19 protein-coding genes and 2 tRNA genes are annotated in these 20940 nt (G+C 66.5%); 9 read left to right on the top strand and 12 right to left on the bottom strand.

The window, feature by feature from the left end; genetic code table 11:
* Positions 1-161: 161 nt before the first annotated feature.
* Positions 162-623: a cupin domain-containing protein gene (locus WDM86_22680; protein MEI9992823.1), complete on the top strand. Its 462-nt coding sequence runs from the start codon at positions 162-164 to the stop codon at positions 621-623.
* Positions 624-645: 22 nt separating this feature from the next.
* Here WDM86_22680 and ilvD read toward each other — a convergent pair whose 3' ends face one another.
* The 7 genes from ilvD to WDM86_22645 form a co-directional block, all read right to left on the bottom strand.
* Positions 646-2361: a dihydroxy-acid dehydratase gene (gene ilvD, locus WDM86_22675; protein MEI9992822.1), complete on the bottom strand. Its 1716-nt coding sequence runs from the start codon at positions 2359-2361 to the stop codon at positions 646-648.
* 311 nt (positions 2362-2672) lie between these two features.
* Positions 2673-3743, bottom strand: a complete 1071-nt coding sequence (locus WDM86_22670; protein MEI9992821.1) for an alkene reductase — start codon at positions 3741-3743, stop codon at positions 2673-2675.
* 144 nt (positions 3744-3887) lie between these two features.
* Positions 3888-4544, bottom strand: coding sequence for a Type 1 glutamine amidotransferase-like domain-containing protein (locus WDM86_22665; protein ID MEI9992820.1), 657 nt, complete (start codon positions 4542-4544; stop codon positions 3888-3890).
* A 32-nt stretch (positions 4545-4576) separates the two neighbouring features.
* The gene (locus WDM86_22660; protein ID MEI9992819.1) at positions 4577-7243 is read right to left on the bottom strand and encodes a valine--tRNA ligase; all 2667 of its coding nucleotides are present in this window, start codon (positions 7241-7243) and stop codon (positions 4577-4579) included.
* A 199-nt stretch (positions 7244-7442) separates the two neighbouring features.
* On the bottom strand, positions 7443-8066 hold the full coding sequence (locus WDM86_22655) for a DUF2497 domain-containing protein (protein MEI9992818.1): 624 nt from the start codon (positions 8064-8066) through the stop codon (positions 7443-7445).
* A 143-nt stretch (positions 8067-8209) separates the two neighbouring features.
* Positions 8210-9709: a TolC family outer membrane protein gene (locus WDM86_22650; GenBank protein MEI9992817.1), complete on the bottom strand. Its 1500-nt coding sequence runs from the start codon at positions 9707-9709 to the stop codon at positions 8210-8212.
* 37 nt (positions 9710-9746) lie between these two features.
* Positions 9747-10400, bottom strand: coding sequence for a protein-L-isoaspartate O-methyltransferase (locus WDM86_22645; protein ID MEI9992816.1), 654 nt, complete (start codon positions 10398-10400; stop codon positions 9747-9749).
* A gap of 163 nt (positions 10401-10563) precedes the next feature.
* Between WDM86_22645 and WDM86_22640 the strand changes: the two genes are divergently transcribed.
* Together WDM86_22640 and WDM86_22635 are read left to right on the top strand one after the other, a co-directional pair.
* A tRNA-Cys gene (locus WDM86_22640) sits at positions 10564-10637 on the top strand.
* A gap of 311 nt (positions 10638-10948) precedes the next feature.
* A tRNA-Asn gene (locus WDM86_22635) sits at positions 10949-11023 on the top strand.
* A 58-nt stretch (positions 11024-11081) separates the two neighbouring features.
* Here WDM86_22635 and WDM86_22630 read toward each other — a convergent pair.
* Genes WDM86_22630 through WDM86_22620 form a run of 3 tightly spaced genes read right to left on the bottom strand, consistent with a single transcriptional unit; the run spans position 11082 to position 13587 of the window.
* Positions 11082-11768, bottom strand: coding sequence for a glutathione S-transferase N-terminal domain-containing protein (locus tag WDM86_22630; GenBank protein MEI9992815.1), 687 nt, complete (start codon positions 11766-11768; stop codon positions 11082-11084).
* Entirely contained in the window at positions 11765-12160 is a 396-nt protein-coding gene (locus tag WDM86_22625) for a response regulator (GenBank protein MEI9992814.1), read from the bottom strand. Before WDM86_22625 ends, WDM86_22630 begins: the two co-directional genes overlap by 4 nt.
* A gap of 14 nt (positions 12161-12174) precedes the next feature.
* On the bottom strand, positions 12175-13587 hold the full coding sequence (locus WDM86_22620) for an HWE histidine kinase domain-containing protein (GenBank protein ID MEI9992813.1): 1413 nt from the start codon (positions 13585-13587) through the stop codon (positions 12175-12177).
* Between the two features lie 304 nt (positions 13588-13891).
* On the opposite strand from WDM86_22620, the gene WDM86_22615 reads away from it, so the two are divergent.
* From WDM86_22615 to hisI, 6 genes are all read left to right on the top strand, one after another.
* A complete protein-coding gene (locus WDM86_22615) occupies positions 13892-14929 on the top strand; it encodes a cysteine synthase A (GenBank protein MEI9992812.1) in 1038 nt (345 codons plus the stop codon).
* Positions 14926-15768 carry a 3-mercaptopyruvate sulfurtransferase gene (sseA, locus tag WDM86_22610; GenBank protein MEI9992811.1) on the top strand — a complete coding sequence of 281 codons (843 nt, stop codon included), beginning with the start codon at positions 14926-14928 and terminating at the stop codon, positions 15766-15768. The genes WDM86_22615 and sseA overlap by 4 nt, the downstream gene beginning before the upstream one ends.
* A complete protein-coding gene (locus WDM86_22605) occupies positions 15765-16301 on the top strand; it encodes a GNAT family N-acetyltransferase (protein ID MEI9992810.1) in 537 nt (178 codons plus the stop codon). Before sseA ends, WDM86_22605 begins: the two co-directional genes overlap by 4 nt.
* A gap of 49 nt (positions 16302-16350) precedes the next feature.
* Positions 16351-17775, top strand: coding sequence for a peptide MFS transporter (locus tag WDM86_22600; GenBank protein MEI9992809.1), 1425 nt, complete (start codon positions 16351-16353; stop codon positions 17773-17775).
* 76 nt (positions 17776-17851) lie between these two features.
* Entirely contained in the window at positions 17852-19015 is a 1164-nt protein-coding gene (metC, locus tag WDM86_22595; GenBank protein ID MEI9992808.1) for a cystathionine beta-lyase, read from the top strand.
* The gene (hisI, locus tag WDM86_22590; GenBank protein ID MEI9992807.1) at positions 19012-19374 is read left to right on the top strand and encodes a phosphoribosyl-AMP cyclohydrolase; all 363 of its coding nucleotides are present in this window, start codon (positions 19012-19014) and stop codon (positions 19372-19374) included. The genes metC and hisI overlap by 4 nt, the downstream gene beginning before the upstream one ends.
* A gap of 12 nt (positions 19375-19386) precedes the next feature.
* Here the strand turns inward: hisI and WDM86_22585 are convergent, their stop codons facing one another.
* Together WDM86_22585 and WDM86_22580 are read right to left on the bottom strand one after the other, a co-directional pair.
* A complete protein-coding gene (locus tag WDM86_22585; protein MEI9992806.1) occupies positions 19387-19605 on the bottom strand; it encodes a hypothetical protein in 219 nt (72 codons plus the stop codon).
* A gap of 21 nt (positions 19606-19626) precedes the next feature.
* A partial coding sequence (locus WDM86_22580) for a D-arabinono-1,4-lactone oxidase (GenBank protein ID MEI9992805.1) occupies positions 19627-20940 on the bottom strand: 1314 nt, incomplete at its 5' end.

Here is a 20940-nt window from a genome sequence, read left to right as displayed (position 1 = left end):
CTGCCCATTCGACTTTGGCGCAAGGACCTGTGCCAAGTCGAGACGGCGCAACCCGGCAGGGTTAACGTGGCCGCCGTCAACCAGGCCGCGGCGCTCGCGGCCCGCCTTGAGCGGCAGGCGTTCCGCGGCATAATCGACCTCGCCCCCCGGGGAAGACCGCCATGCCCAAGATCGACATCGCCGCCGTGCCGGAACGCAAGGGCACCTCCTATCCGCCGCAATTCAACGCACCCTGCGCCGAGCGCGTCCGCCAGCGGCTGGGCAATGCCGGCGGGCTCACCGATTTCGGGGTCAATCTCATGCGCCTGCCGCCGGGCAACTGGTCGAGCCAGCGCCACTGGCACAGCCATGAAGACGAATTCGTCTATGTGCTCGACGGCGAACTCACGCTGGTCGAGGACGGCGGCGAGACGGTGCTGCGCGCCGGCGACTGCGCGGCCTTTCCCAAAGGCACCGGCAACGGCCATCACCTGATCAACAAATCGGACGCGACGGCGGTTTATCTCGAAGTCGGCTCGCGCGCGCCAGCCGACGTCACGATCTGCTCCGACATCGACATGATGAGCACCAACGCCGACGGCCGGTTCGTGCACAAGGACGGCACGCCCTATCCCGAGACGTAGAGTCCTCTTGCGATGCGCATGCCTAGATATCCGCGTAGCAGCGGACTTCTTCGTCCGCGCCGGGCGTCGTCAAAGCGCCGTAGCGCGCGGGACCGACATTCTTGGCATAGCGCGCCAGCGCGCCGGTCTTGAAGGCCGGCGCCTTCGGCTTCCAGGCCTTCCTGCGCTCGGCGAGTTCGGCATCGCTGAGTTCGACCGAAATCTCGCCCTTGTCGGCGTCGATGACGATGATGTCGCCGTCCTTGAGGAGGCCGATCGGACCGCCATCGGCCGCTTCCGGCCCGATATGGCCGACGCACAGCCCGCGCGTCGCGCCGGAGAAGCGGCCGTCGGTGATCAGCGCGATGTTCTCCACGCCCTGGCCGTAGATCGCGGCGGTGGTCGAGAGCATTTCGCGCATGCCGGGGCCGCCCTTGGGGCCTTCGTAGCGGATGACGAGGACGTCGCCTTCCCTGTAGTCGCGGCGCTCGACGGCGGCGAAGCAATCCTCTTCGCATTCGAACACGCGGGCCGGGCCGCGATGATGGACGTGCTTGAGGCCGGCGACCTTCACGATGCCGCCCTGCGGCGCGAGGTTGCCCTTGAGGCCGACGACGCCGCCGGTCGGCGCCAGCGGATTCGTCGTGTCGCGCATCACCTTCTGGTGCGGATTGAAGGTCACGTCCTTGAGATTCTCCGCCACCGTCTTGCCCGTCACGGTCATGCAGTCGCCGTGCAGGAAGCCGCCGTCGAGCAGCGCGCGCATCAGCATCGGCACGCCGCCGGCCTCCCACATGTCCTTGGCGACGTACTGGCCGCCGGGCTTGAGGGACGCGAGATAGGGCGTGGAGCGGAACACCTCGGCCACGTCGAACAGGTCGAACTTGATGCCGGCCTCGTTCGCCATCGCCGGCAGGTGCAGCGCCGCGTTGGTCGAGCCGCCGGTCGCGGCGACGACGCGGGCCGCGTTCTCGAACGCCTTGCGGGTGGCGATGTCGCGCGGGCGGATGTTCTTGGCGAGCAATTCCATCACCGCCTCGCCGGCCTGGAGCGCGAAATCGTCGCGGCTGAGCACTTCGGCCGGCGGGCCGGAGGAATAAGGCAGCGCCAGGCCGATCGCTTCGGCGACGCAGGCCATGGTGTTCGCCGTGAACTGGCCGCCGCAGGCGCCGGCGCCGGGACAGGCGACGCATTCCAGCTCGTGCAGGTCGGCGTCGCTCATCTTGCCGGCCGAATGCATGCCGACGCCTTCGAACAGATCGACCACGGTGACGTCCTTGCCGCGGAAATGGCCCGGCTTGATCGAGCCGCCATAGAGGAACACCGACGGCACGTTCAGCCGCAGCATCGACATCATCATGCCGGGAAGGGATTTGTCGCAGCCGGCGATGCCGACCAGCGCGTCATAGCAATGGCCACGCATGGTGAGCTCCACCGAATCCGCGATGACCTCGCGGCTGACGAGCGAGGACTTCATCCCTTCATGGCCCATCGCGATGCCGTCGGTGACGGTGATGGTGCAGAACTCGCGCGGCGTGCCGCCGTTCTCCTTCACGCCCTTCTTGGCCGATTGCGCCTGGCGCATCAGCGCGATGTTGCAGGGCGCGGCCTCGTTCCAGCAGGTGGCGACGCCGACGAAGGGCTGGTGGATCTCCGCCTCGGTCAGGCCCATGGCGTAGTAGTAGGAGCGGTGGGGCGCCCGCTCCGGCCCCTCGGTGACATGGCGGGAAGGAAGCTTGGACTTGTCGAACTTTGTCATTTGCTGCTCGCTTGGCGCCGGCTTCGGCAAGATAATTGTTTGACGGACTCCCGAAGGCGTCCCCCCTCCCCTTAATTCATGCCGGGAAAGGTGCAAGCGCGGCGAAAGCGCAGGCCCTATGCATAGGTAAGATTTCCTGAAATTCAAGACGCAGCTTGGAATAATTCCGAACTACTTGAATGCCAGCCGCGGCGACTTAGATTCATTCCAACAAAGTACCGGTGCGGTCCTCCCCCTCCGACCAGCGCCGGCTCCCTCAAAGCCCAGGCGGGCAATCTCCCCCCGTTGTCCGCCTGGGTCTTTTTTGCGCTCTAAGCCGCCGTCGCCGGCTCCAACGCCGGATAGTCCGTGTAGCCGTGCGGGCCGGGAGCGTAGAACGTCGCCGCGTCCCACGGGTTGAGCGGGGCGTTCGCCTTGAAGCGCTTCTCCAGGTCGGGGTTGGAGATGTAGTCCTTGCCCCAGGCCACGGCGTCCGCCACGCCGGATGCGAGCGCGGCCTGCGCGCTCTCCTTGGTGAAGCCCTCATTCGCGACATAGACGCCGCCGAACGCTTCGCGCAGCGCAGGCCCGATGCTGTCCTCTGCCTGTCGCTCGCGGGCGCAGATGAAGGCGAGCTTGCGCTTGCCGAGCTCCCTGGCGACATGGGTGAAGGTGGTCTTGAGGTCGCTGTCGCCCATGGTGTGCGCGTCGCCGCGCGGCGCCAGATGCATGCCGACGCGATCCGGCCCCCATACCTCGCAAACGGCGTCGGTGACTTCGAGCATCAGGCGCGCGCGCTTCTCGCGGCTGCCGCCATAGGCGTCGGTGCGGTGGTTGGTGCTGTCCTGCAGGAACTGGTCGAGCAGATAGCCGTTGGCGCCGTGGATCTCGACGCCGTCGAAGCCGGCGGCCTTGGCGTTCCGCGCGCCCTTCTTGTAGGCGGCGATGATGCCGGGAATTTCGCTCGTCTCCAGCGCGCGCGGCACTTCGTAGTCCTTTTCCGGGCGCACGAGGCTGACATGGCCTTTCGCGGCGATGGCGCTGGCCGAGACGGGCTGCTTGCCGCCGAGATAGATGGGATCGGAGATGCGGCCGACATGCCAGAGCTGCAGGAAGATGTGGCCGCCCTTCTTGTGCACGGCCTGCACGATCGGCTTCCAGCCCTCGGTCTGTTCGTCGGACCAGATGCCGGGCGTGTTGGGATAGCCGACGCCCATGGCATCGACCGAGGTCGCCTCGGTCAGGATCAGGCCGGCGCCGGCGCGCTGGGCGTAATACTCGATGGCGAGCGGCGCGGGGACGCGGCTGCCCTCCAGGGCCCGGGTGCGCGTGAGCGGCGCCATCCAGATGCGATTGGGCAAGGTAAGAGCGCCCACCTTGATGGGATCGAACAGAGTCGGCATGGGAGATCCTTTGTTTGGCAAATGGCAGGAGGCGATAGTTAGGTATCGGACGGCCGTTCGCCAACGCGGCGAAGGCGCGCCATGCGGGGGCGTGTAATTTGAAAGCCTTGGCGACGCGGGAATTGCCCGCAAAAGCGGCAATATTCAGCCGCGCTCATAGGCCCGGATGCCCGCCGCGTCGCGGACCAGCACGTCGCCGTCGCGCATGGTGCGGTAGGCCATCGCCTGGTCGAGCATGAAAGCGGTCACCTTCTCGGCGGCCTCCGCCGCGGCGTGCGGCGAGTCGTAGTGCGGCACGAGATGGAACGGGATGAGGTTCAGCCCCTCCCAGATGACCGCCGCGTCGTAGCCTTCGGCGAGCTGGTTGGGATCGTCCATCAGGTCGATGCCCCTGAGGTCCGGACAGGCGACGACGGCGCCGGCGCTCTCGCCGCCATAGGCGAGACGATCCTCGGCGAGGAATTTGCCGACCAGCGCATCGAAGCCGCTCCGGCGCATCGCGCGGCGCAGGAGGAACGCGTTGCCGCCGGTCGCCCAGATGAAATCGAGCTTCGAAAGGTCCTGTTCGAGCGAATCCGGACTCCCGAAATATTTCCGCAGGTCGAGATCGGAGACGTCAAGGCCGTGGCCGCGAAGCTCGGCGATCGGATCGTAGACAGTGCGGGCGTAGTCGGCGCGCGAGGCGGGCGCGGTGGCGTCGAGCGCGTTGGAGATCACACCGACGCGGGCTCCCTTCGGCAGCAGGCCGAGCAGAAGGTCGATGCGGTCGCCGAAGCGGTGGGAGGAAAGATAGAGGCGCATCGATATCCGTACGGCTCCATGAATTTGTTTGCTCAGATGGCCAATCTGGCCACCGCTTCCTTCAGACGCGCCGCCGTCGCCGCCGCTTCGGCGCGTTTTTCGCGTTGTTCGGTCAGGACGTCTTCCGGCGCGCGCGCGACGAATTGCTCGTTCGACAGCTTCGCGTCGAAGCGGGCGATTTCGTCATGGGCTTTCTTCAGGTCCTTCTCCAGCCGCGCGCGCTCCTTGGCGAAGTCGATGACATCGCCGAGCGGCAGGCCGACGGTCGCCTCGCCGAGGACGAATTGCGCGGTGCCTTTCGGAAAGTCGTCGATGGTCTCGGCGGTGACGAGACGCGCAAGCTGGAGGATCACGTCCTTCTGGCGCGCCAGGCGGTCGCGCGTCTTCGCGTCGGCGCCCTTCAGCAGCAGCGCGATCTTGGCCGAGGGCGGCACGTTCATCTCGGCGCGGACGGAGCGGACGCCCTTCACCAGATCGATGACCCAGTTCATCTCGGCGCGCGCGGCATCGTCGCCGGTCGCGGCGCCGCGCGGCCATTCCGCTTCGATCAGCAGCGTGGCGCGGGGCGCGCCGCCCTCGGCGGTCTTGGCCCAGAGCTCCTCGGTGATGAAGGGCATGAAGGGATGCAGGATCGCGAGAAGCTGGTCGCGCGCGTAAGCCGCGGTGGCGCGAGTTTCCGCTTTCGCCGCTTCATCCGTGCCGTTGAAGATCGGCTTGGCGATTTCCAGATACCAGTCGCAGAACACGTCATAGACGAAGCGATAGGCCGCGGCTGCCGCCTCGTTGAAGCGCAGCGCTTCGAGATTCGCGGTCACGTCGGCGGCGGCCTGCGCGGTTTCCGCCACGATCCAGCGGTTCACCGTTTGCGTCAGCTTCGCCGGATCGAACCCGGGCACCGTCACGCAGCCGTTCATCTCGCAGAAGCGCGCCGCGTTCCACAGCTTGGTCGCGAAATTGCGGTTGGGCTCGACGCGGCTTGGCCCGATGCGCATGTCGCGCGACAGACCCGCCGCCAGCGCCAGGGTGAAGCGCAGCGCGTCGGCGCCGAACTGATCGACCAGCGTCAGCGGATCGACGACGTTGCCCTTGGTCTTGGACATCTTGGCGCCCTGCTCGTCCAGCACCCGGGTGTGGATGAGCACGCGATGGAACGGCACCTCGCCCATGAAATGGATGCCCATCATCATCATGCGGGCGACCCAGAAGAAGATGATGTCGAAGCCGGTGGAGAGCACGCTGGTCGGGTAGAAGCGCTTCAGCTCTGGCGTTTTGTCGGGCCAGCCCAGCGTCGAAAACGGCCACAGCGCGGAGGAGAACCAGGTGTCGAGCACGTCGGTGTCGCGGTGGAGCGCCTTGCCCGGCGCCTGCGCGCGCGCTTCTTCCTCCGACATCGCGACGTAGATCTGGCCCTCTTCGTCGTACCACGCCGGGATCTGATGGCCCCACCAGAGCTGGCGCGAGATGCACCAGGGGTGGATGTTGCGCATCCAGTTGAAATAGACGCCGGTCCAGTTGTCCGGCGTGAAGCTTGTGCGTCCGTCCTCGACCGCCGCGATCGCCTTCGCGGCGAGCGGGGCGACGTTCAGATACCACTGCTCGGTCAGATAAGGTTCGAGCACGACGGTCTTGGTCTTCTCGTCATGCGGCACGGCATGGGTGATCTGTTCGACGCGCTCGACGAGATTGACCGGTTCGCTCCAGCCGACCAGGTCGACCGCTTCGAGATCGGCCAGGATGGTCTTGCGCGCCGCATCGCGGTCGAGGCCGCGATAGGCCGGCGGCACATTCTCGTTCAGCGTGCCGTCCTTGTTCAGGATGTTGATCAGCGGAAGGTCGTGGCGCTTGCCGACCTCGAAATCGTTGAAGTCGTGGCCCGGCGTGATCTTGACCGCGCCGGTACCCTTCTCCGGGTCAGAATGCTCGTCGGCGATGATCGGGATGTGGCGGTTGGCCAGCGGCACGATGGCCTTGCGGCCGATCAGGTCCTTGTAGCGTTCGTCGCCCGGATGCACCGCGATGGCGGTGTCGCCCAGCATGGTCTCGGGGCGCGTCGTGGCGACGGTGATGAACCGGCCCATCTCGCCCTCGATGGGATATTTCAGGTACCAGAGATGGCCCTTCATCTCGATGCTCTCGACTTCGAGATCGCTGACCGCGGTCTGCAGCTTGGGGTCCCAGTTCACCAGGCGCTTGTCCTTGTAGATCAGGCCCTGCTTGTGGAGCTCGACGAACACTTTGAGGACGGCGCGGCTGAGGCCCTCGTCCATCGTGAAGCGCTCGCGCGACCAGTCGGCGCTGGCGCCGAGGCGGCGAAGCTGCTGGATGATGGCGCCGCCCGACTCGTCCTTCCACTTCCAGACGGCTTCGAGGAATTTTTCGCGGCCCATGGCGACGCGGCTCTGCTGGCGCTCGGCCAGTTGGCGCTCGACGATGAGCTGGGTGGCGATGCCGGCATGGTCGGTGCCGACCTGCCAGAGCACGTCCTTGCCGCGCATGCGCTCGAAGCGGACGAGGATGTCCTGCAGCGTGTTGTTCAGCGCGTGGCCGATGTGCAGCCGCCCGGTGATGTTCGGCGGCGGGATCATGATGCAGAACGGCTCGGCGGCCGGACGGCGGCCGGCCTGGAAGGCGCCCGAGGCTTCCCACTGGGCGTAGATGCGGCCTTCGACCTCGGCGGGCGAGAATGTCTTGTCGAGCATGGATTTCTCTAACATCAACCCTCCCCTACGGGGAGGGTCGAAATCTTTGAGCGCAGCGAAAAGATTTCGGGGAGGGGTCCTGCCGCGCGGCCCGACCCCTCCCCGAAATTTGCTGCGCAAATTTCGACCCTCCCTCAAGGGGAGGGTCGATAGATTACAGAAGGAAAGGTCCGGTCAAGTGCGGGCCGGAAACCGTGGATCAGGCCTTGCCGCCGCGCGCTTTTACGACGCGCTCGACTTCGTTGCGGACCGCGCCTTCGAGCAGCGCGGGGAAGTGCTCGTCCATCCATTCGCGGATCAGCGGCTTCACGGCGGCGAGCAGGTCGGCCTTGTTGCCGTCCATCCACTTGTGCAGCACCGGATCGAAGGCGCCGGTGATGGCGCGCTCGAACACCGCTTCGACCGAGCTGCCTTCCGGGATCGACAAAGCGCGGGCGGGCGCCGGGGCGACGGGTGCCGGCGGCGGTGCGACCGCTTCGGGGATCTTCGCGAAGGTCTCGTCCATCGCCTTGCGGGTCTTGTCGGAGAAGATGTCGTCCTGCGACGCGGCCGGCACGGGCGCCGGCTCCTCGACGGTCTCGAACACCACGTCGTCGGGCTTGGGCGGCGGCGGCGGGGCGGCGGCGCGCACCGGCTCGGGCTTGGGCGCGGGCGGCGCCTCTTCCACTTCCTGGGTCAGTTCCAGCACGTCGGCCTCGGCGTGCATGGCGGGGGCCGGCGCGGCGGCGGCGGGCGGCGCGTCCGCGGAATCCTCGGAGATGATCTTGCGGATGGACGCAAGAATTTCTTCCATCGTCGGTTCGTGCTGCGGATTGGACGCCATGACGGAATCTCCGGACATTCGCGAAAAAGGATTTCACCCGTGACCCTAGGACAGTGGGGTCGAGAAGGCAAAAACTTCGTTAAGAGTCTTGGGCTTTCCGAAGGGTTTTCGGGCGTCCGCCGCGAGAAATAATGTCGCGCGGATCAGTCGCCCAGCCCGATCCAGCGGCCGGCGTCGTCCTCATAGTGGTCGAGCGGATCGTAGAGCTTCACCTTCAGGCCCAAATTCGCCGCCGTCAGGGCGCCGTTGGCGGACAGCACCTGAAAGGCGGCGACCTCGGCATTGCGCTTGGCGGTGACCAGCGCCACGGCGGAATTGAGCAGCTCCTGCTCGGCGTTCAGCACGTCCAATATCGTACGCCCGCCGACCTGTTGCTCTTTCGTGACGCCTTCGAAGGCGATCTCGTTGGCGTGCTCCGCCGCCTCGTTGGAGGCGATGGAGGCTTCGGCGGATTCGAACTGGGCCCAGGCGGTGGTCACCGCGTCGCGCACCTGCCGGTCGGACACCGAGACGTTGAGCGACGCCTGGTTGTGCAATTCCTTGGCCTGGCGGACCGTCGCGTCCTCGACGCCGGCCTGGTAGATCGGCACGTTGAGCTGGCCGGTCACGCTGACGACATGGTCGGCGGTGTGCGGCGGGCCGGCATCGACCTGCAAGGTGCCGGTCGGCGACACCAGCGAGCCCTGGCCGTAGCCATATTGTCCCTGTACGGAGAATGTCGGCAGCAGGGCGCCGAGCGCGTCGTCGACCGCGTAGTCCGCCGCCATCTCATTCTCCCGCGCCGAGGTCATTGCCGGGTTCTGCTTGAGCGCCAGCACGATGGAATCGTCCGCGCCGGTCGGCAGCCCCTTGGGCAGCGCCGGCTCGGTCTCCAGCGTCTCGGGCGGGCGGCCGACGGCCTGGAGGAAGTCGGCGGCGCTGATCGCGAGCTGGCTGCGCGCGGCGGTCAGGTCGGACTGCGCGCCGGCCAGCCGCGCCTGGCTCTGGGCGACGTCGGTGCGCGTCAGCGATCCCGCGTCGAACTGCGCCTGGGTGGCGTCGGCCTGCTTTTGCAGGACCTGCACATTGTGCTCGCGCAGCCTGAGGATCGCGGTGTCGCGCACCACATCCATGTAGGAGGTGGCGGCGCTCAGCAGCACGGTCTGCTCGGCGGCGAGAAGCTGGGCGCGGGCGGCGCGGACCAGCGCCTTGGCGCGGCCGATCTCGGCGATGGTGCGCCCGCCGCGGAAGATCGGCTGGGTGATCGTCAGCGCGCCCTGCAGCGGATGGGCCGAAATCGTCGAGAAGGTGCCGAGGCCCGGCACGAGCTGCGGGAAGAAATAATACTGCTGATAGCCATAGGTGCCGCCGGCCGAGATCGTCGGCCGCCAGCCGCCATTGGCGATGGCGACGCCTTCGTCGGTGGCGCGCAGCGAGGCTTCCTGTGCGGCAAGCTGCGGGTTGGTCTCGTAGGCGACGGCGAGCGCCTCGTTCAGCGTCAGGCTGGGCTTCTCGGTCGAGGGCGGCGGCAGCGGCGACGGCATGGGAGCGGCGGCGGCGAGCGTCGTCGCGGGCTTGGCCTTGTGGCGGCCGGCCGCGTCCGTCGATGTCGCAACACCGAGCGCGAGCAGCGGGATCACCGCGGCGCGGATATAGGTCTGCATCTCAAAAGCCCCTTCCTGCGTCCCGGATATGGGGAGGTCAGAAGACGAATCCAACCACCTTGCGGAAGCCGGCCAGCAGCGGGACCGTGGCGTCGAAATCCAGCCGGCTGCCGACGCCGCCTTTCTCGCGCACATAGAGCCTTGCACGCCCCTGCCCGCCTTCGTTGACGATCGCGGCCAGCCGCCCGCCTTCGGCAAGTTGGGACAAAAGAGACTCGGGCACCGATTCGACCGCGCCCTCGATCAGGATGACGTCGAACGGCGCCATGGCCTTCACGCCCTCGGTCAGCCCGCCCTGGACCACGGTCGCGTTGGCCGCGCCATTGGCCGGGACCATGTCGGAGGCGACGCGGACGAGATCGGCGTCCTGCTCCAGCCCGATCACCGATTTGGCGATCTTGGCCAGGACCACGGTGGAATAGCCGGTGGCGCAGCCGACATCGAGGACGCGATCCTCGGCCCTGGGCGCGGCGAGTTGCACCAGCTTGCCGAAGGTGCGGGGGTCGAGCAGGAAGCGGCCCTGCGCCACCTCGACCGGCACATCGGCATAGGCGGTGGCGCGCTTGGCGGCGGGCACGAAGCGCTCGCGCGGCACCCCCTGCATGGCGGCATGGATGCGCGGATCGGTGACGTCGTTGGTGCGGACCTGGCACTCGACCATGTTGAAGCGCTGGGTGGCGTAGTCGGCCATGGGATTCGCCCGCTTTCTGTAGGACGGCACGGCTTATAGGGGGACGGTTTGGCCCTGACAACGCGGGGCGAAAGCGCGGGCGGTTGTCGGCGGGCGCATGCTTCTGATATAGGGCGCCCCTACCGCCGAAATCCGTGGGCTTCCACGGGTTTAATGCAGACGAGGCCACGTGGCGGAGTGGTGACGCAGCGGACTGCAAATCCGTGAACCCCGGTTCAATTCCGGGCGTGGCCTCCAATCCTCACTTGGTCCAGATCCTCACCGCGAACCAGCCGACCGAGGCCGCGTAGCACGCCGCCATGCTTGCAGGCCGGGACAATCGTACAAGTACATGCCCCGAAACTGTGCACGTTAAGGTTTTATTAACCTTGCCGTAGCAGAGTTCCATTGTCTTCCCTTGAAGACACCCCACCATTACCCAACGCCTTGGGGCCGGGCTAACCACCCGGCCTCTTTTTCTTCGGGCGCCCGGCGGGGCAATCCGGGCGCGGCCAAATTTGGCTTTGCATTGCCAAACAAACGGGTTAGACACCCCGTCCTTAACGTGTTCCTCGGTAGCTCAGCGGTAGAGCAACCGGCTGTTAACCGGTTGGTCGCTGGTTCGAATCCGGCCCGGGGAGCCATTTTTCCGGCGGGCAGGCAAAGCAGCCGCCACGCCAACCCTGCTTTGCCCAGCCGCCGTCAAATAAATGGCGGCGCGATCTCCTCCACCGAAAACGCTTCCAGCACTGCCGGCCTCGCGGCGACGCGTTCGGCGTAGGCCGCCAGCACGGGGTCGAGGCGTGGTGGCCTCGGCAAGGCGCGGCCCCAGCGGATGAACATGAAGAGATAGAGATCGACGGCGCTGAACGCCTCGCCCAGGAGCCACGTGTTCATCGCGAGATGGGCCGAGATCAGGTCGAACGTCTTGCCGATGCGCGCCGCCGTCGCGGCCTTCACCGAGTCGGCATAGGCGGGGTCGTCGACGAATTCGTGGGCGTAGAACCAGGCGCGGAATTGGGTCTGCAGCGCGTTCGAGATCAGCACCATCCATTTGTAATAGGCGCCGCGCTCGCGCGCGCCGGGCGGCGGCGCCAGTTTCGCTTCGGGATGGCGGTCGGCGAGGTAGAGCGCGATGGCGGCGGTCTCGTGGACGGCCAAGCCGTCATCGACCAGCACGGGAATCGTGCCCGACGGATTGAGCTTGAGATAGTCGGCGCTCTTCTGCTCGTTGTTGGCGCGGTCGACCAGGCGCAGCTCGAACGGCGCGCCGATCTCGCGCAGCAGCATGTGCGGCATCAGGCTGGCATTGCCGGGAAAATAATAGAGCGTGTACAGGCGGGCCTCCCGTGCGAGTCGACAGCGCGGGAGCCTACTACCCTCCCTCAAGGGGAAGGTAGATTCGCCAGCGCATCCTTCAACGCCGTCGCCATCGTCGCGAGGTTGAACGGCTTCTGCACGACGATGCCGGCCGACCAGCGGGGGTCCATGCCGCTCCTGCCGTAGCCGGTGGTGAAGAGGAAGCGGACGCCGGCGGCCGCCAGCCGCTCGGCGACCGGATAGACGCGCTCGCCGCCGAGATTGACGTCGAGCACCGCGATGTCGGGCATCCGCGCCTCGATCTGTGCCATCGCCGCGGCGAGCGTTCCGGCGTGGCGCACGTCGCTCGCGCCGAGTTCGGTCAGCATGTCCTCGAGCAGGAAGGAGATGATCGCCTCGTCCTCGACGACGAGCACGCTCAGGCGATCGAGGAATCGCGAACCGGAATCGGCATCGGTCATGGGAACACTGCCTACTATTCCGGCAGCGGAATTTCCATCGTGCAATGTACGCCGGCGGCGGAGAAGGCAATCGCCGGGCGGCCGCCCAGCTCATGCGCGATGCTGCGCTCCAGCAGCCGCGTGCCGAAACCGCGCTTGCGCGGCGCGGCGACGGCGCGCCCGCCCTCCTCGCGCCAATCGACATGCAGCAGGCGTCCCGCGACATGCCAGCGCAGCGCCACCGAGCCGGCCGGCGTCGACAGCGCGCCGTATTTCATCGCGTTGCAGAAGAGTTCGTGCAGAACCATGCCCATGGCGAGCGCGACGCGCGGCGTCAGTTGCACCGACGGCCCCTCGATCGCGACATGGCTGTTCGCCGAGCCCCGCGCCGGCAGGAAGGTGTCGTCTGCGATCGCCGCCAGGTCGGCCCATTCCCAGGCATTGCGGGTGAGCTGGTCGTGCACGCGGCTGAGCGCCAGCAGCCGGCCCTCGAATTCGCCGTCGCCCTGCGTGCCGCGCATCGTCTGGGCCGCGAGCGACTGGATGGTCGCCAGCGTGTTCTTGACGCGGTGGTTGAGCTCGTCGATCAGGCCGCGCTGCTGCGCGTCGGCGCGCTTCTGGCCGGTCAGATCGATCAGCATGTTCACGGCGCCGATCAGCGCGCCATCGCCGCCGAAGATCGGCGTCGGATAGGGCATGAAGGGCACGCGCGTGCCATCCGGCCGCTCGACCACCGCCTCGGGCCCGGCGAGCGAGCGCTTTTCCTTGATCGCGACGGCCATCGGGCATTGGTCGTGCGGCAGCGCAGTGCCGTCGGGCCGGTAGATCTTCCACGAGCCGCACCAGAACTGTTCGCCGATCTTCGGCGCGCAGCCCCAAAGCTGTTCCGCTGCCTTGTTGTAATATTGGAGCCGGCCCTGCGCGTCGGTGGTGTAGATCGCGGCGGGCAGCGCCTCCATCACATGGCGCGCCACCCGGCGGTCCTGGCGCATCTGGTCCTTGATGCGCACGAGTTCGCTGATGTCCTGAAAGCAATTCACGCCGCCCACCAGCGTGCCGTGCTCGTCGAAGATCGGATCGGCATTGGCGAGGATCGTGACCTTGGTCCCGTCCTGCCGCTCGACGGTCAGTTGGCGGTCGCGCACCGGCTCGCCCGTCGCCAGCACATGCGCCATCGGCGAATCGGCGGCGGCGACCAGCTTGCCGTCGCGGTCCACCGCCTTGAAGGCATCGTAATAGCGCCAGTAGGACTCGCCGAGCGCGGGCGCGCGGCCCCACAATTCGGCGGCGCGGCGATTGTACTGGACCAGCAGACCGTCGCGATCGCAGGTGTAGATGCCGATGGGGAGATTCTCGACCAGCGAGGCCGGCGACCGCACGATGCGCTCGAGCGCCAGGGAGGCGACGGTCGCGCCCCTGCTCACGATCGAGTCGGCCGGAATGGACATCGTTCCCCTTTGTGACAGCAGACATACGATTACAGCTTGGGCGAAAACGTATAACGCGAAGGTTCGTTCCGCCTAAGCCTTTGAATCGAAGGAAGAACGGGCGCTGCCTTTGTAGCACGAAGTGGTTAGCGGGCGGTTCCGCTCCTGGGAGCGCTCCCGACTCACCTTGGGCCGGGCCGCGCCGCCGCGTCGGGCCGGCGCGGAGTTTCCGAGATACGGCAAATACTTACGCCGGCTTCCTTTCGTCGCTTGAAGGCCCCTGCCGGCGCGATTAGGTTCGTCTCGCCCCCACGAACGCGCACAGATGGACATAAAAAAAGACGTCGTTGCCGCGATCGGCCGTACTCCGCTTATCCGCCTCAACCGTGTCAGCGAAGCCACCGGCTGCGAGATTCTGGGCAAGGCCGAGTTCATGAATCCCGGCCAGTCGGTCAAGGACCGCGCCGCCCTGTTCATCATCGAGGACGCGATCCGCGAGGGCCGTCTCCACCCCGGCGGTGTGATCGTGGAGGGCACGGCGGGCAATACCGGGATCGGCCTCGCCGTGGTCGGCAATGCGCTCGGCTTCCGGACCGTGATCGTCATTCCCGATACGCAAAGCCAGGAAAAGAAGGACGCGCTGCGCCTTCTGGGCGCCGAGCTGATCGAGGTGCCGGCGGTGCCGTACAAGAACCCGAACAACTATGTGAAGGTCTCCGGCCGCATCGCCGAGCAGCTTGCCAGGACCGAGAAGAACGGCGCGGTGTGGGCGAACCAGTTCGATAATATTGCCAACCGCCAGGCGCATATCGAAGGCACGGGTCCGGAGATCTGGCACCAGACCAATGGGCGGCTCGACGGCTTCACCTGCGCCGTCGGCACGGGCGGCACGCTGGCCGGTTGCGCCATCGCGCTCAAGGAAAAGGACCCGCGGGTGCGGATCGCGGCCGCCGATCCGCTCGGCGCGGCGATCTATTCCTGGGTGAAGACTGGCAAGCTCGACGCGCATGGCAGCTCGATCACCGAGGGCATCGGCCAGAGCCGCGTCACCGCCAATCTCGAAGGTGCGCCGATCGACGATGCCTATGAGATCTCCGACGAGGAGGCGCTGCCGATCGTCTTCGACCTGCTCGAACATGAGGGGCTGTGCCTGGGCGGCTCGACCGGCATCAATGTCGCCGGCGCGGTGCGCATGGCGAGACAGATGGGCAAGGGCCATACCATCGTGACCATCCTGGCCGATTACGGCACGCGCTATCAGAGCAAGCTGTTCAATCCCGATTTCCTGCGGTCCAGGAACCTGCCCGTGCCGGGCTGGTTGGCGCAGCCGCGCAAACCCTTCCCGGTGCCGTTCGAGCCATGAGCGCGGAATCTCCCCTGGTTTCGACCGAATGGCTCGCGGGCCGGATCAACGCGCCGGACGTGCGCGTGGTCGATGCCTCCTGGTATTTGCCGAACATGAACCGCGATCCGCGCGCAGAATACGCCGCGGCGCATATTCCGCGCGCGCTGTTCTTTGACATCGACGATCTGTCGGACGACAAGAACCCGCTGCCGCATATGCTGGCGCCGGCGCCGAAATTCGCCAGCCGCATGCGCAAGCTGGGGCTCGGCGACGGCAACATGATCGTGGTCTATGACAGCGCGGGCGTGTACTCCGCGCCGCGCGCCTGGTGGATGCTGCGCGCCATGGGCCATGAGGACGTCGTGGTGCTGGACGGCGGACTGCCGAAATGGCGCCGCGAGGGACGCCCGCTGGAAGACATGACCGCGATGCCGTTCGCGCGGCATTTCACGGCGCGGCCGAACAACGCGCTGGTGCGCGATTTCCGCCAGATGAAGGCCAATCTCGAAAGCCATGCCGAGCAGGTGATCGACGCGCGCGGCATCCCGCGCTTCAAGGCGATCGAGCCGGAGCCGCGCCCCGGCACGCGCGGCGGCCACATCCCCGGCAGCCTGAACGTTCCGTATACGGAGCTGACCGGCGAGGACGGCACGCTGAAATCGGCGGCGGACCTGCGCGCGACCTTCGGCGCCCATGGCGTGGACCTTGGCCGGCACAGCGTCACCACTTGCGGCTCGGGCATCACCGCGGCGATCGTCCTGCTGGCGATGACGGTGGCGGGGGCGCACGATGTCGCGCTGTATGACGGCTCCTGGGCCGAGTGGGGCGCCAGCGACGCGCCGGTGGAGACCGGATGACCGGCAAGAAAAAGACCGCCAGCCGGCGCATTCCGATGGTCGTTACCTTCCTGGAGATGACCGCCAAGCCCGCCGCACTGCCGCCGCCGGTGCCGCGCGGCAAGGTCGCGATGCTGCGCGCGGTGCATCCGCCGGTGCATTTCTACCGCTATCTCTACGACACGATCGGCGGGCCCTATTTCTGGGTCGAGCGGCAAAAGCTGCCCGAGGCCGCGCTGACACAGATCATCCAGCATCCGCAGGTGGAGCTGTATGTCCTCTACCTCGACGGCAATCCCGCCGGCATGGCGGAGCTGGACATGCGCGACGCGGCCACCGGCCAGCTCGCCTATTTCGGATTGATGCCCGAAGCGATCGGAAAACGACTCGGATATTTCTTTCTCTATCAGGCGGTGATGAACGCCTGGGCGCATCCGATCTCCAAGCTTCTGGTGAACACCTGCACGCTGGATCATCCGCGCGCCCTGCCGCTCTATCAGCGGCTGGGCTTCGTCCCCTACTCCCGCGAGGACCGCTACATCGAATTGCCGTGAGGCCATTCCTTGGGCAGAGTGACCCCTTCACGTGGGGGAAACGATCCGTATGGCGATTATCGACACCGCTCCGCCGGAGAAGACTTTGTTCGGCCATCCGGTCGGGCTGACCTGGCTGTTCACCACGGAGATGTGGGAGCGCTTTTCCTATTACGGCATGCGGGTGCTGCTGCCGATCTACCTGACCGGCTATCTGCTGCTGCCGGGGCATGCCGAGCACGTCATCGGCTATTATACGATGAAACATTTCCTGGAAGGCATCCGCGGGCCGCTGGGCGTGCAGCCGCTCGAGTCGATGATCTATTCGCTCTACACCGGCTTCGTCTATTTCACGCCGCTGATCGGCGGCTTTCTCGCCGACCGTTTCCTGGGCCGGCGCTACACCGTGGTCATCGGCGGCATCCTGATGGCCATCGGCCATTTCATGATGGCGTTCGAGAATTATTTCTTCTTCGCGCTGCTGTTCCTGATCCTGGGCAATGGCGGCTTCAAGCCGAACATCTCGAGCCAGGTCGGCGGCCTCTACAAGCCGGGCGACCAGCGCATCGATCGCGCCTATTCGATCTTCTATGTCGGCATCAATCTGGGCGCGTTCCTGGGACAGGAGTTCGCCGGCAATATCGGCGAGGGGCTCGCGTGGAAATACGGCTTCGGCTCGGCGGGCGTGGCGATGCTGATCGGAACAATCACCTATCTGTTCGCCATGCGCCGGCTGCCGAACGATCGGCCGAGCCGCAAGAACGCGGCGACGGCCGCCGCGCCGCGCACGCCGCTCACCGCCAAGGACTGGTGGGCCGTTGTCCTGCTGTGCCTGTTCTTCATCCCCTGCACGATGTTCTGGGCGACCTATGAGCAATCGGGCAATACGATCGAACTCTGGACGCGCGACATGGTCGACCGTTCGGTCGGCGGGCTCTTCACCATCAGCGTCACCACGCTGCAATCGGTGAACCCGGTGATGATCTTCACCTTCACGGCCGGCGTCGTGGCGCTGTGGTCGTGGCAGGAACGGCGCGGCAAGGAGCCCTCGATCATCAACAAGATGGCGATCGGCTGCACGCTGATCGCGCTGTCCTATCTGCTGCTGGCGGGCGTGCAATACATCGCCGGGCCCACGGGCAAGGTCTATTGGATCTGGGCCATCGTCTATTTCGGCGTGCTGACGGTGGGCGAACTCTATTTCTCGCCCGTCGGGCTTTCGCTCTATGCCAAGGCGGCGCCCCGGCAGCTCGGCTCGCTGATGATGGCGGTGTTCCTGGCGACGAGTTTCCCCGGCAACCTGCTCGCCGGCTATCTCGGCAGCTATTGGGACGGCATGGACAAGGTCACGTTCTTCCTGATGATCGCGGCGATCATCGGCGCCACGGTGCCCATCATCTGGCTGTTCAACTTCCCGATCCGGCGCATCGTGAGCACGCAATCGGAGGCGAGCATGGTCGTCCCGGAGGCGCCGTATCAGGCGCCGCCGGCCTAAACGATCCGGCGTCGCAATCGCCGCGTTGCGGCGGGGGCGCCGGCGCGTTAGTGGAAGGCGCTGAAAGGAGCGCCCCGTGGCGGACGACAAGGAGAGCAAGGACACCAAGCTGACCCGCGCCGGGCGCGAGAGCGCGGCGCATTTCGGCGTGGTCAACACGCCGGTCTACCGCGCCTCGACCATCCTTTATCCCGACATCGCGACGCTCGACGCCCATGCCATGCCGTTCACCTATGGGCGGCGCGGCAATCCGACGGTGCGAAGCCTCGAAGCGGCGATCTGCGAACTGGAAGGCGCCGCGAAGACGGTGCTGGCCGGTTCGGGATTGAACGCGGTGGCGACCGCGATCCTCGCGGTGTGCGGCGCCGGCGATCACCTGCTGGTGGCCGACAGTTGCTATGCCCCGACCCGCGCCTTCTGCGACAAGACGCTGAAGCGCTTCGGCGTGGAGACGACCTACTACGATCCCCTGATCGGCGCCGGCATCGCGGCGCTGTTCAAGCCGAACACGCGGGCGGTGTTCTGCGAAAGCCCGGGCTCGCTCACCTTCGAGGTGCAGGACGTGCCGGCGATCGCCGAGGTCGCGCATGCCCGTGGCGCGGCGGTGCTGCTCGACAACACCTGGGCGACGCCGCTGCACTTCGCGGCACTGGCGAAGGGCGCGGACCTCTCGATCCAGGCGGTGACGAAATATATCGGCGGCCATGCCGACGTGATGATGGGCTATGTCGCCGCGAACGAACGTTACGCGGCGCGGCTTTCCGACCTGCACGGCAATATGGGCATGTATGTCAGCGGCGACGACTGCTTCCTGGCGCTGCGCGGGCTTCGCACGCTCGGCGTTCGCCTCAAGCGGCACCAGCAGACCGCGCTGGCGCTGGCCGGCTGGCTCGAGGGCCGGCCGGAGGTGGCGCGCGTGCTCTATCCCGCGCTCCCGAGCGATCCCGGCCACGCGCTGTGGACGCGCGATTTCAGCGGCGCCTGCGGGCTGTTCGGCGTGGTGCTGAAGCCCGCCAGCCACGCCCAAATCGCCGCCCTGATGGACGGGATGGCCCATTTCGGCATCGGATTCTCCTGGGGTGGCTATGAAAGCCTGATCGTGCCGTCGCACTTGGCCCGCACCGTCGCCCCGCTTGCGCTCGAAGGGCCGCTGATCCGCATCCATGCGGGATTGGAGGACCCGGCGGACCTGATCGCCGATTTGAGCGCCGGCCTCGAACGGCTAAGAGAGGCCGCATGACCGATATCCTGAGCCCCGCCGAATTCGTCGCGCAGGTCGCGTTCAACGCGGACGGGCTGGTGCCCGTGATCGCGCAGCGCGTACAGACCGGCGAAGTGCTGATGTTCGCCTGGATGAACCGCCACACGCTGGAGCGCACGCTGGATACCGGCGAGGTCACCTATTGGTCCCGCTCGCGCAAGAAAGTCTGGGTGAAGGGCGAGGAGTCGGGGCACAAGCAACGCCTCATCGAGGCCTGGATCGATTGCGACGGCGACGTATTGCTGATGAAGGTCGACCAGATCGGCCCCGCCTGCCACACCGGCGCGCCGAGTTGTTTCTACCGGCAGGCGAAGCTGGACGACCTACCCTCCCCTTGAGGGAGGGTAGATTTAGGTCTTCGCCGCCGCCTTGCGCCGCTGGGTGTTCTCGTGGCGGCGGTCGGCCGGCGGGGCGAGGTCGGTGGGATAGGCGTGCACGGTCAGCGCGATGGTCATGCCGACGCCGGCGCCAATAAGCAGGGCCAACGGCCAGTCGTTCATCTCGGCGAGCACGGCAAAGACCAGCGCGCCGAAGATCGCGGAAATCGCGTATTTCGTCCGTTTGCGCATGTCGGCCTCCTTCGAAGCCTGTCAGCCCTCAAATATGCCGCGCAGATGCGCATTCAAGAAGATCATGCCTGGGTCGAGCTTTTCGCGCAGGCGCCGGAAATCCTCGAATTTCGGATAGAGCTCCGCGAATTCCTCGCGGCTGCGCGTGTGGCGCTTGCCCCAGTGCGGCCGGCCCTCGACGCCGCGGAAGATGCTCTCGCACATGTCGAACAACCGCGATGTGTTCACCCGGTGGTATTGATGCACGGCGATTGTGGCGCTTTTGCGCTGGTAGAACGGGCTCAGCCAGACGTCGTCGGCAGCGACGGTGCGGAATTCGATGGGAAAGCCGGTGTTGATCCGGCGCTTGCGGATTTCGGCCACGATCTTGCGGACGGTCTCGGGGCCTTTCTCATAGGGCACCGCGTATTCCATCTCGTTGAAGCGGGTGGTGCGCGGACTGGGAAATATCTCGTGGCTCCAGCGCACGCGGTCGCCCGCGCTCATGCCGCCGGAGAACAACCGGTGCGCCGTCCGGAGCAGGAAGGGCGCATAGGGCAGGACCTCGTTGATCAGCTCGAAGGTCGTGGCGTCGGCGGCGCGCTTTTCGCCGCGCGCCTTCATGTATTCCGCCGAGCGCGGCTCGGGCGCCGGCGCGGTGCTCTCGTTCAGCGCCTTGCACACCGCGACATCGGCATAGGGAAACCAGAAGAATTCGAAATGCCGGTTGGTCGCGACCAGGTCGTCGAGCCGGTCCCACAGATCGTCGATCGGCAGGAGGAAGTTCTTCTCCGCCAGCTTGTAGGCGTCGCGCACCTTCATCGCGATCTCGACCATCACGCCGAGCGTGCCCATCGAGGTGCGCCCCGCCGCGAAGATCTCCGCGTTCTCGTCGGGCGCGCAATGGATGATCTCGCCGCTGGCGAGCAACAGGCGGAAACCGGCGACTTCCGCGGATAGGCTGCCCAGAGTGGCACCGGTACCGTGCGTGCCGGTGCCGACCACGCCGGCCAGCGTCTGGCGGTCGATGTCGCCCATATTCTTGAGGGCGAGGCCCAGGGGGTGGACCAGCGGGCCGATCTCCCACAGATGCGTGGCGGCGCCGAAGGTCGCGACCTGCTTGTCGAGATCAAAGCCCTTGAGGCCGCTGAAGGCCGGCGCGGAGAGATCTATGATCGTGCCGTCGGTGGCGTTCAGCGGGGTGAAGGAATGGCCGGTGCCGGGCACGCGGACCGGCGCCGTGCCGGTGCGCACCGCGGCGGCGAGATCGACCTCGTCCTTCGGCGCCACGATCGCCTTGGGTTTGCAGACGACGCCGCCCGACCAGTTGGACCACTTCCCGCCGACGATTTTCAT

This window comes from Rhizomicrobium sp. (assembly GCA_037200045.1).
Classification (GTDB): Bacteria; Pseudomonadota; Alphaproteobacteria; order Micropepsales; family Micropepsaceae; genus Rhizomicrobium.
Note: the sequence above shows the minus strand (reverse complement) of the source record. Positions and strands in the feature narration are given on the sequence as shown.

Excerpts from the sequence above, each read along its gene's own strand:
- WDM86_22650 (MEI9992817.1), bottom strand. The coding sequence starts at position 9,709 with ATGCAGACCTATATCCGCGCCGCGGTGATCCCGCTGCTCGCGCTCGGT.
- WDM86_22625 (MEI9992814.1), bottom strand. The coding sequence starts at position 12,160 with ATGACCGATGCCGATTCCGGTTCGCGATTCCTCGATCGCCTGAGCGTG.
- WDM86_22670 (MEI9992821.1), bottom strand. The coding sequence starts at position 3,743 with ATGCCGACTCTGTTCGATCCCATCAAGGTGGGCGCTCTTACCTTGCCC.
- WDM86_22680 (MEI9992823.1), top strand. The coding sequence starts at position 162 with ATGCCCAAGATCGACATCGCCGCCGTGCCGGAACGCAAGGGCACCTCC.
- WDM86_22605 (MEI9992810.1), top strand. The coding sequence starts at position 15,765 with ATGACCGGCAAGAAAAAGACCGCCAGCCGGCGCATTCCGATGGTCGTT.
- WDM86_22665 (MEI9992820.1), bottom strand. The coding sequence starts at position 4,544 with ATGCGCCTCTATCTTTCCTCCCACCGCTTCGGCGACCGCATCGACCTT.
- WDM86_22615 (MEI9992812.1), top strand. The coding sequence starts at position 13,892 with ATGGACATAAAAAAAGACGTCGTTGCCGCGATCGGCCGTACTCCGCTT.
- WDM86_22600 (MEI9992809.1), top strand. The coding sequence starts at position 16,351 with ATGGCGATTATCGACACCGCTCCGCCGGAGAAGACTTTGTTCGGCCAT.
- WDM86_22660 (MEI9992819.1), bottom strand. The coding sequence starts at position 7,243 with ATGCTCGACAAGACATTCTCGCCCGCCGAGGTCGAAGGCCGCATCTAC.
- WDM86_22620 (MEI9992813.1), bottom strand. The coding sequence starts at position 13,587 with ATGTCCATTCCGGCCGACTCGATCGTGAGCAGGGGCGCGACCGTCGCC.
- WDM86_22645 (MEI9992816.1), bottom strand. The coding sequence starts at position 10,400 with ATGGCCGACTACGCCACCCAGCGCTTCAACATGGTCGAGTGCCAGGTC.
- sseA (MEI9992811.1), top strand. The coding sequence starts at position 14,926 with ATGAGCGCGGAATCTCCCCTGGTTTCGACCGAATGGCTCGCGGGCCGG.
- hisI (MEI9992807.1), top strand. The coding sequence starts at position 19,012 with ATGACCGATATCCTGAGCCCCGCCGAATTCGTCGCGCAGGTCGCGTTC.
- WDM86_22655 (MEI9992818.1), bottom strand. The coding sequence starts at position 8,066 with ATGGCGTCCAATCCGCAGCACGAACCGACGATGGAAGAAATTCTTGCG.
- ilvD (MEI9992822.1), bottom strand. The coding sequence starts at position 2,361 with ATGACAAAGTTCGACAAGTCCAAGCTTCCTTCCCGCCATGTCACCGAG.
- WDM86_22585 (MEI9992806.1), bottom strand. The coding sequence starts at position 19,605 with ATGCGCAAACGGACGAAATACGCGATTTCCGCGATCTTCGGCGCGCTG.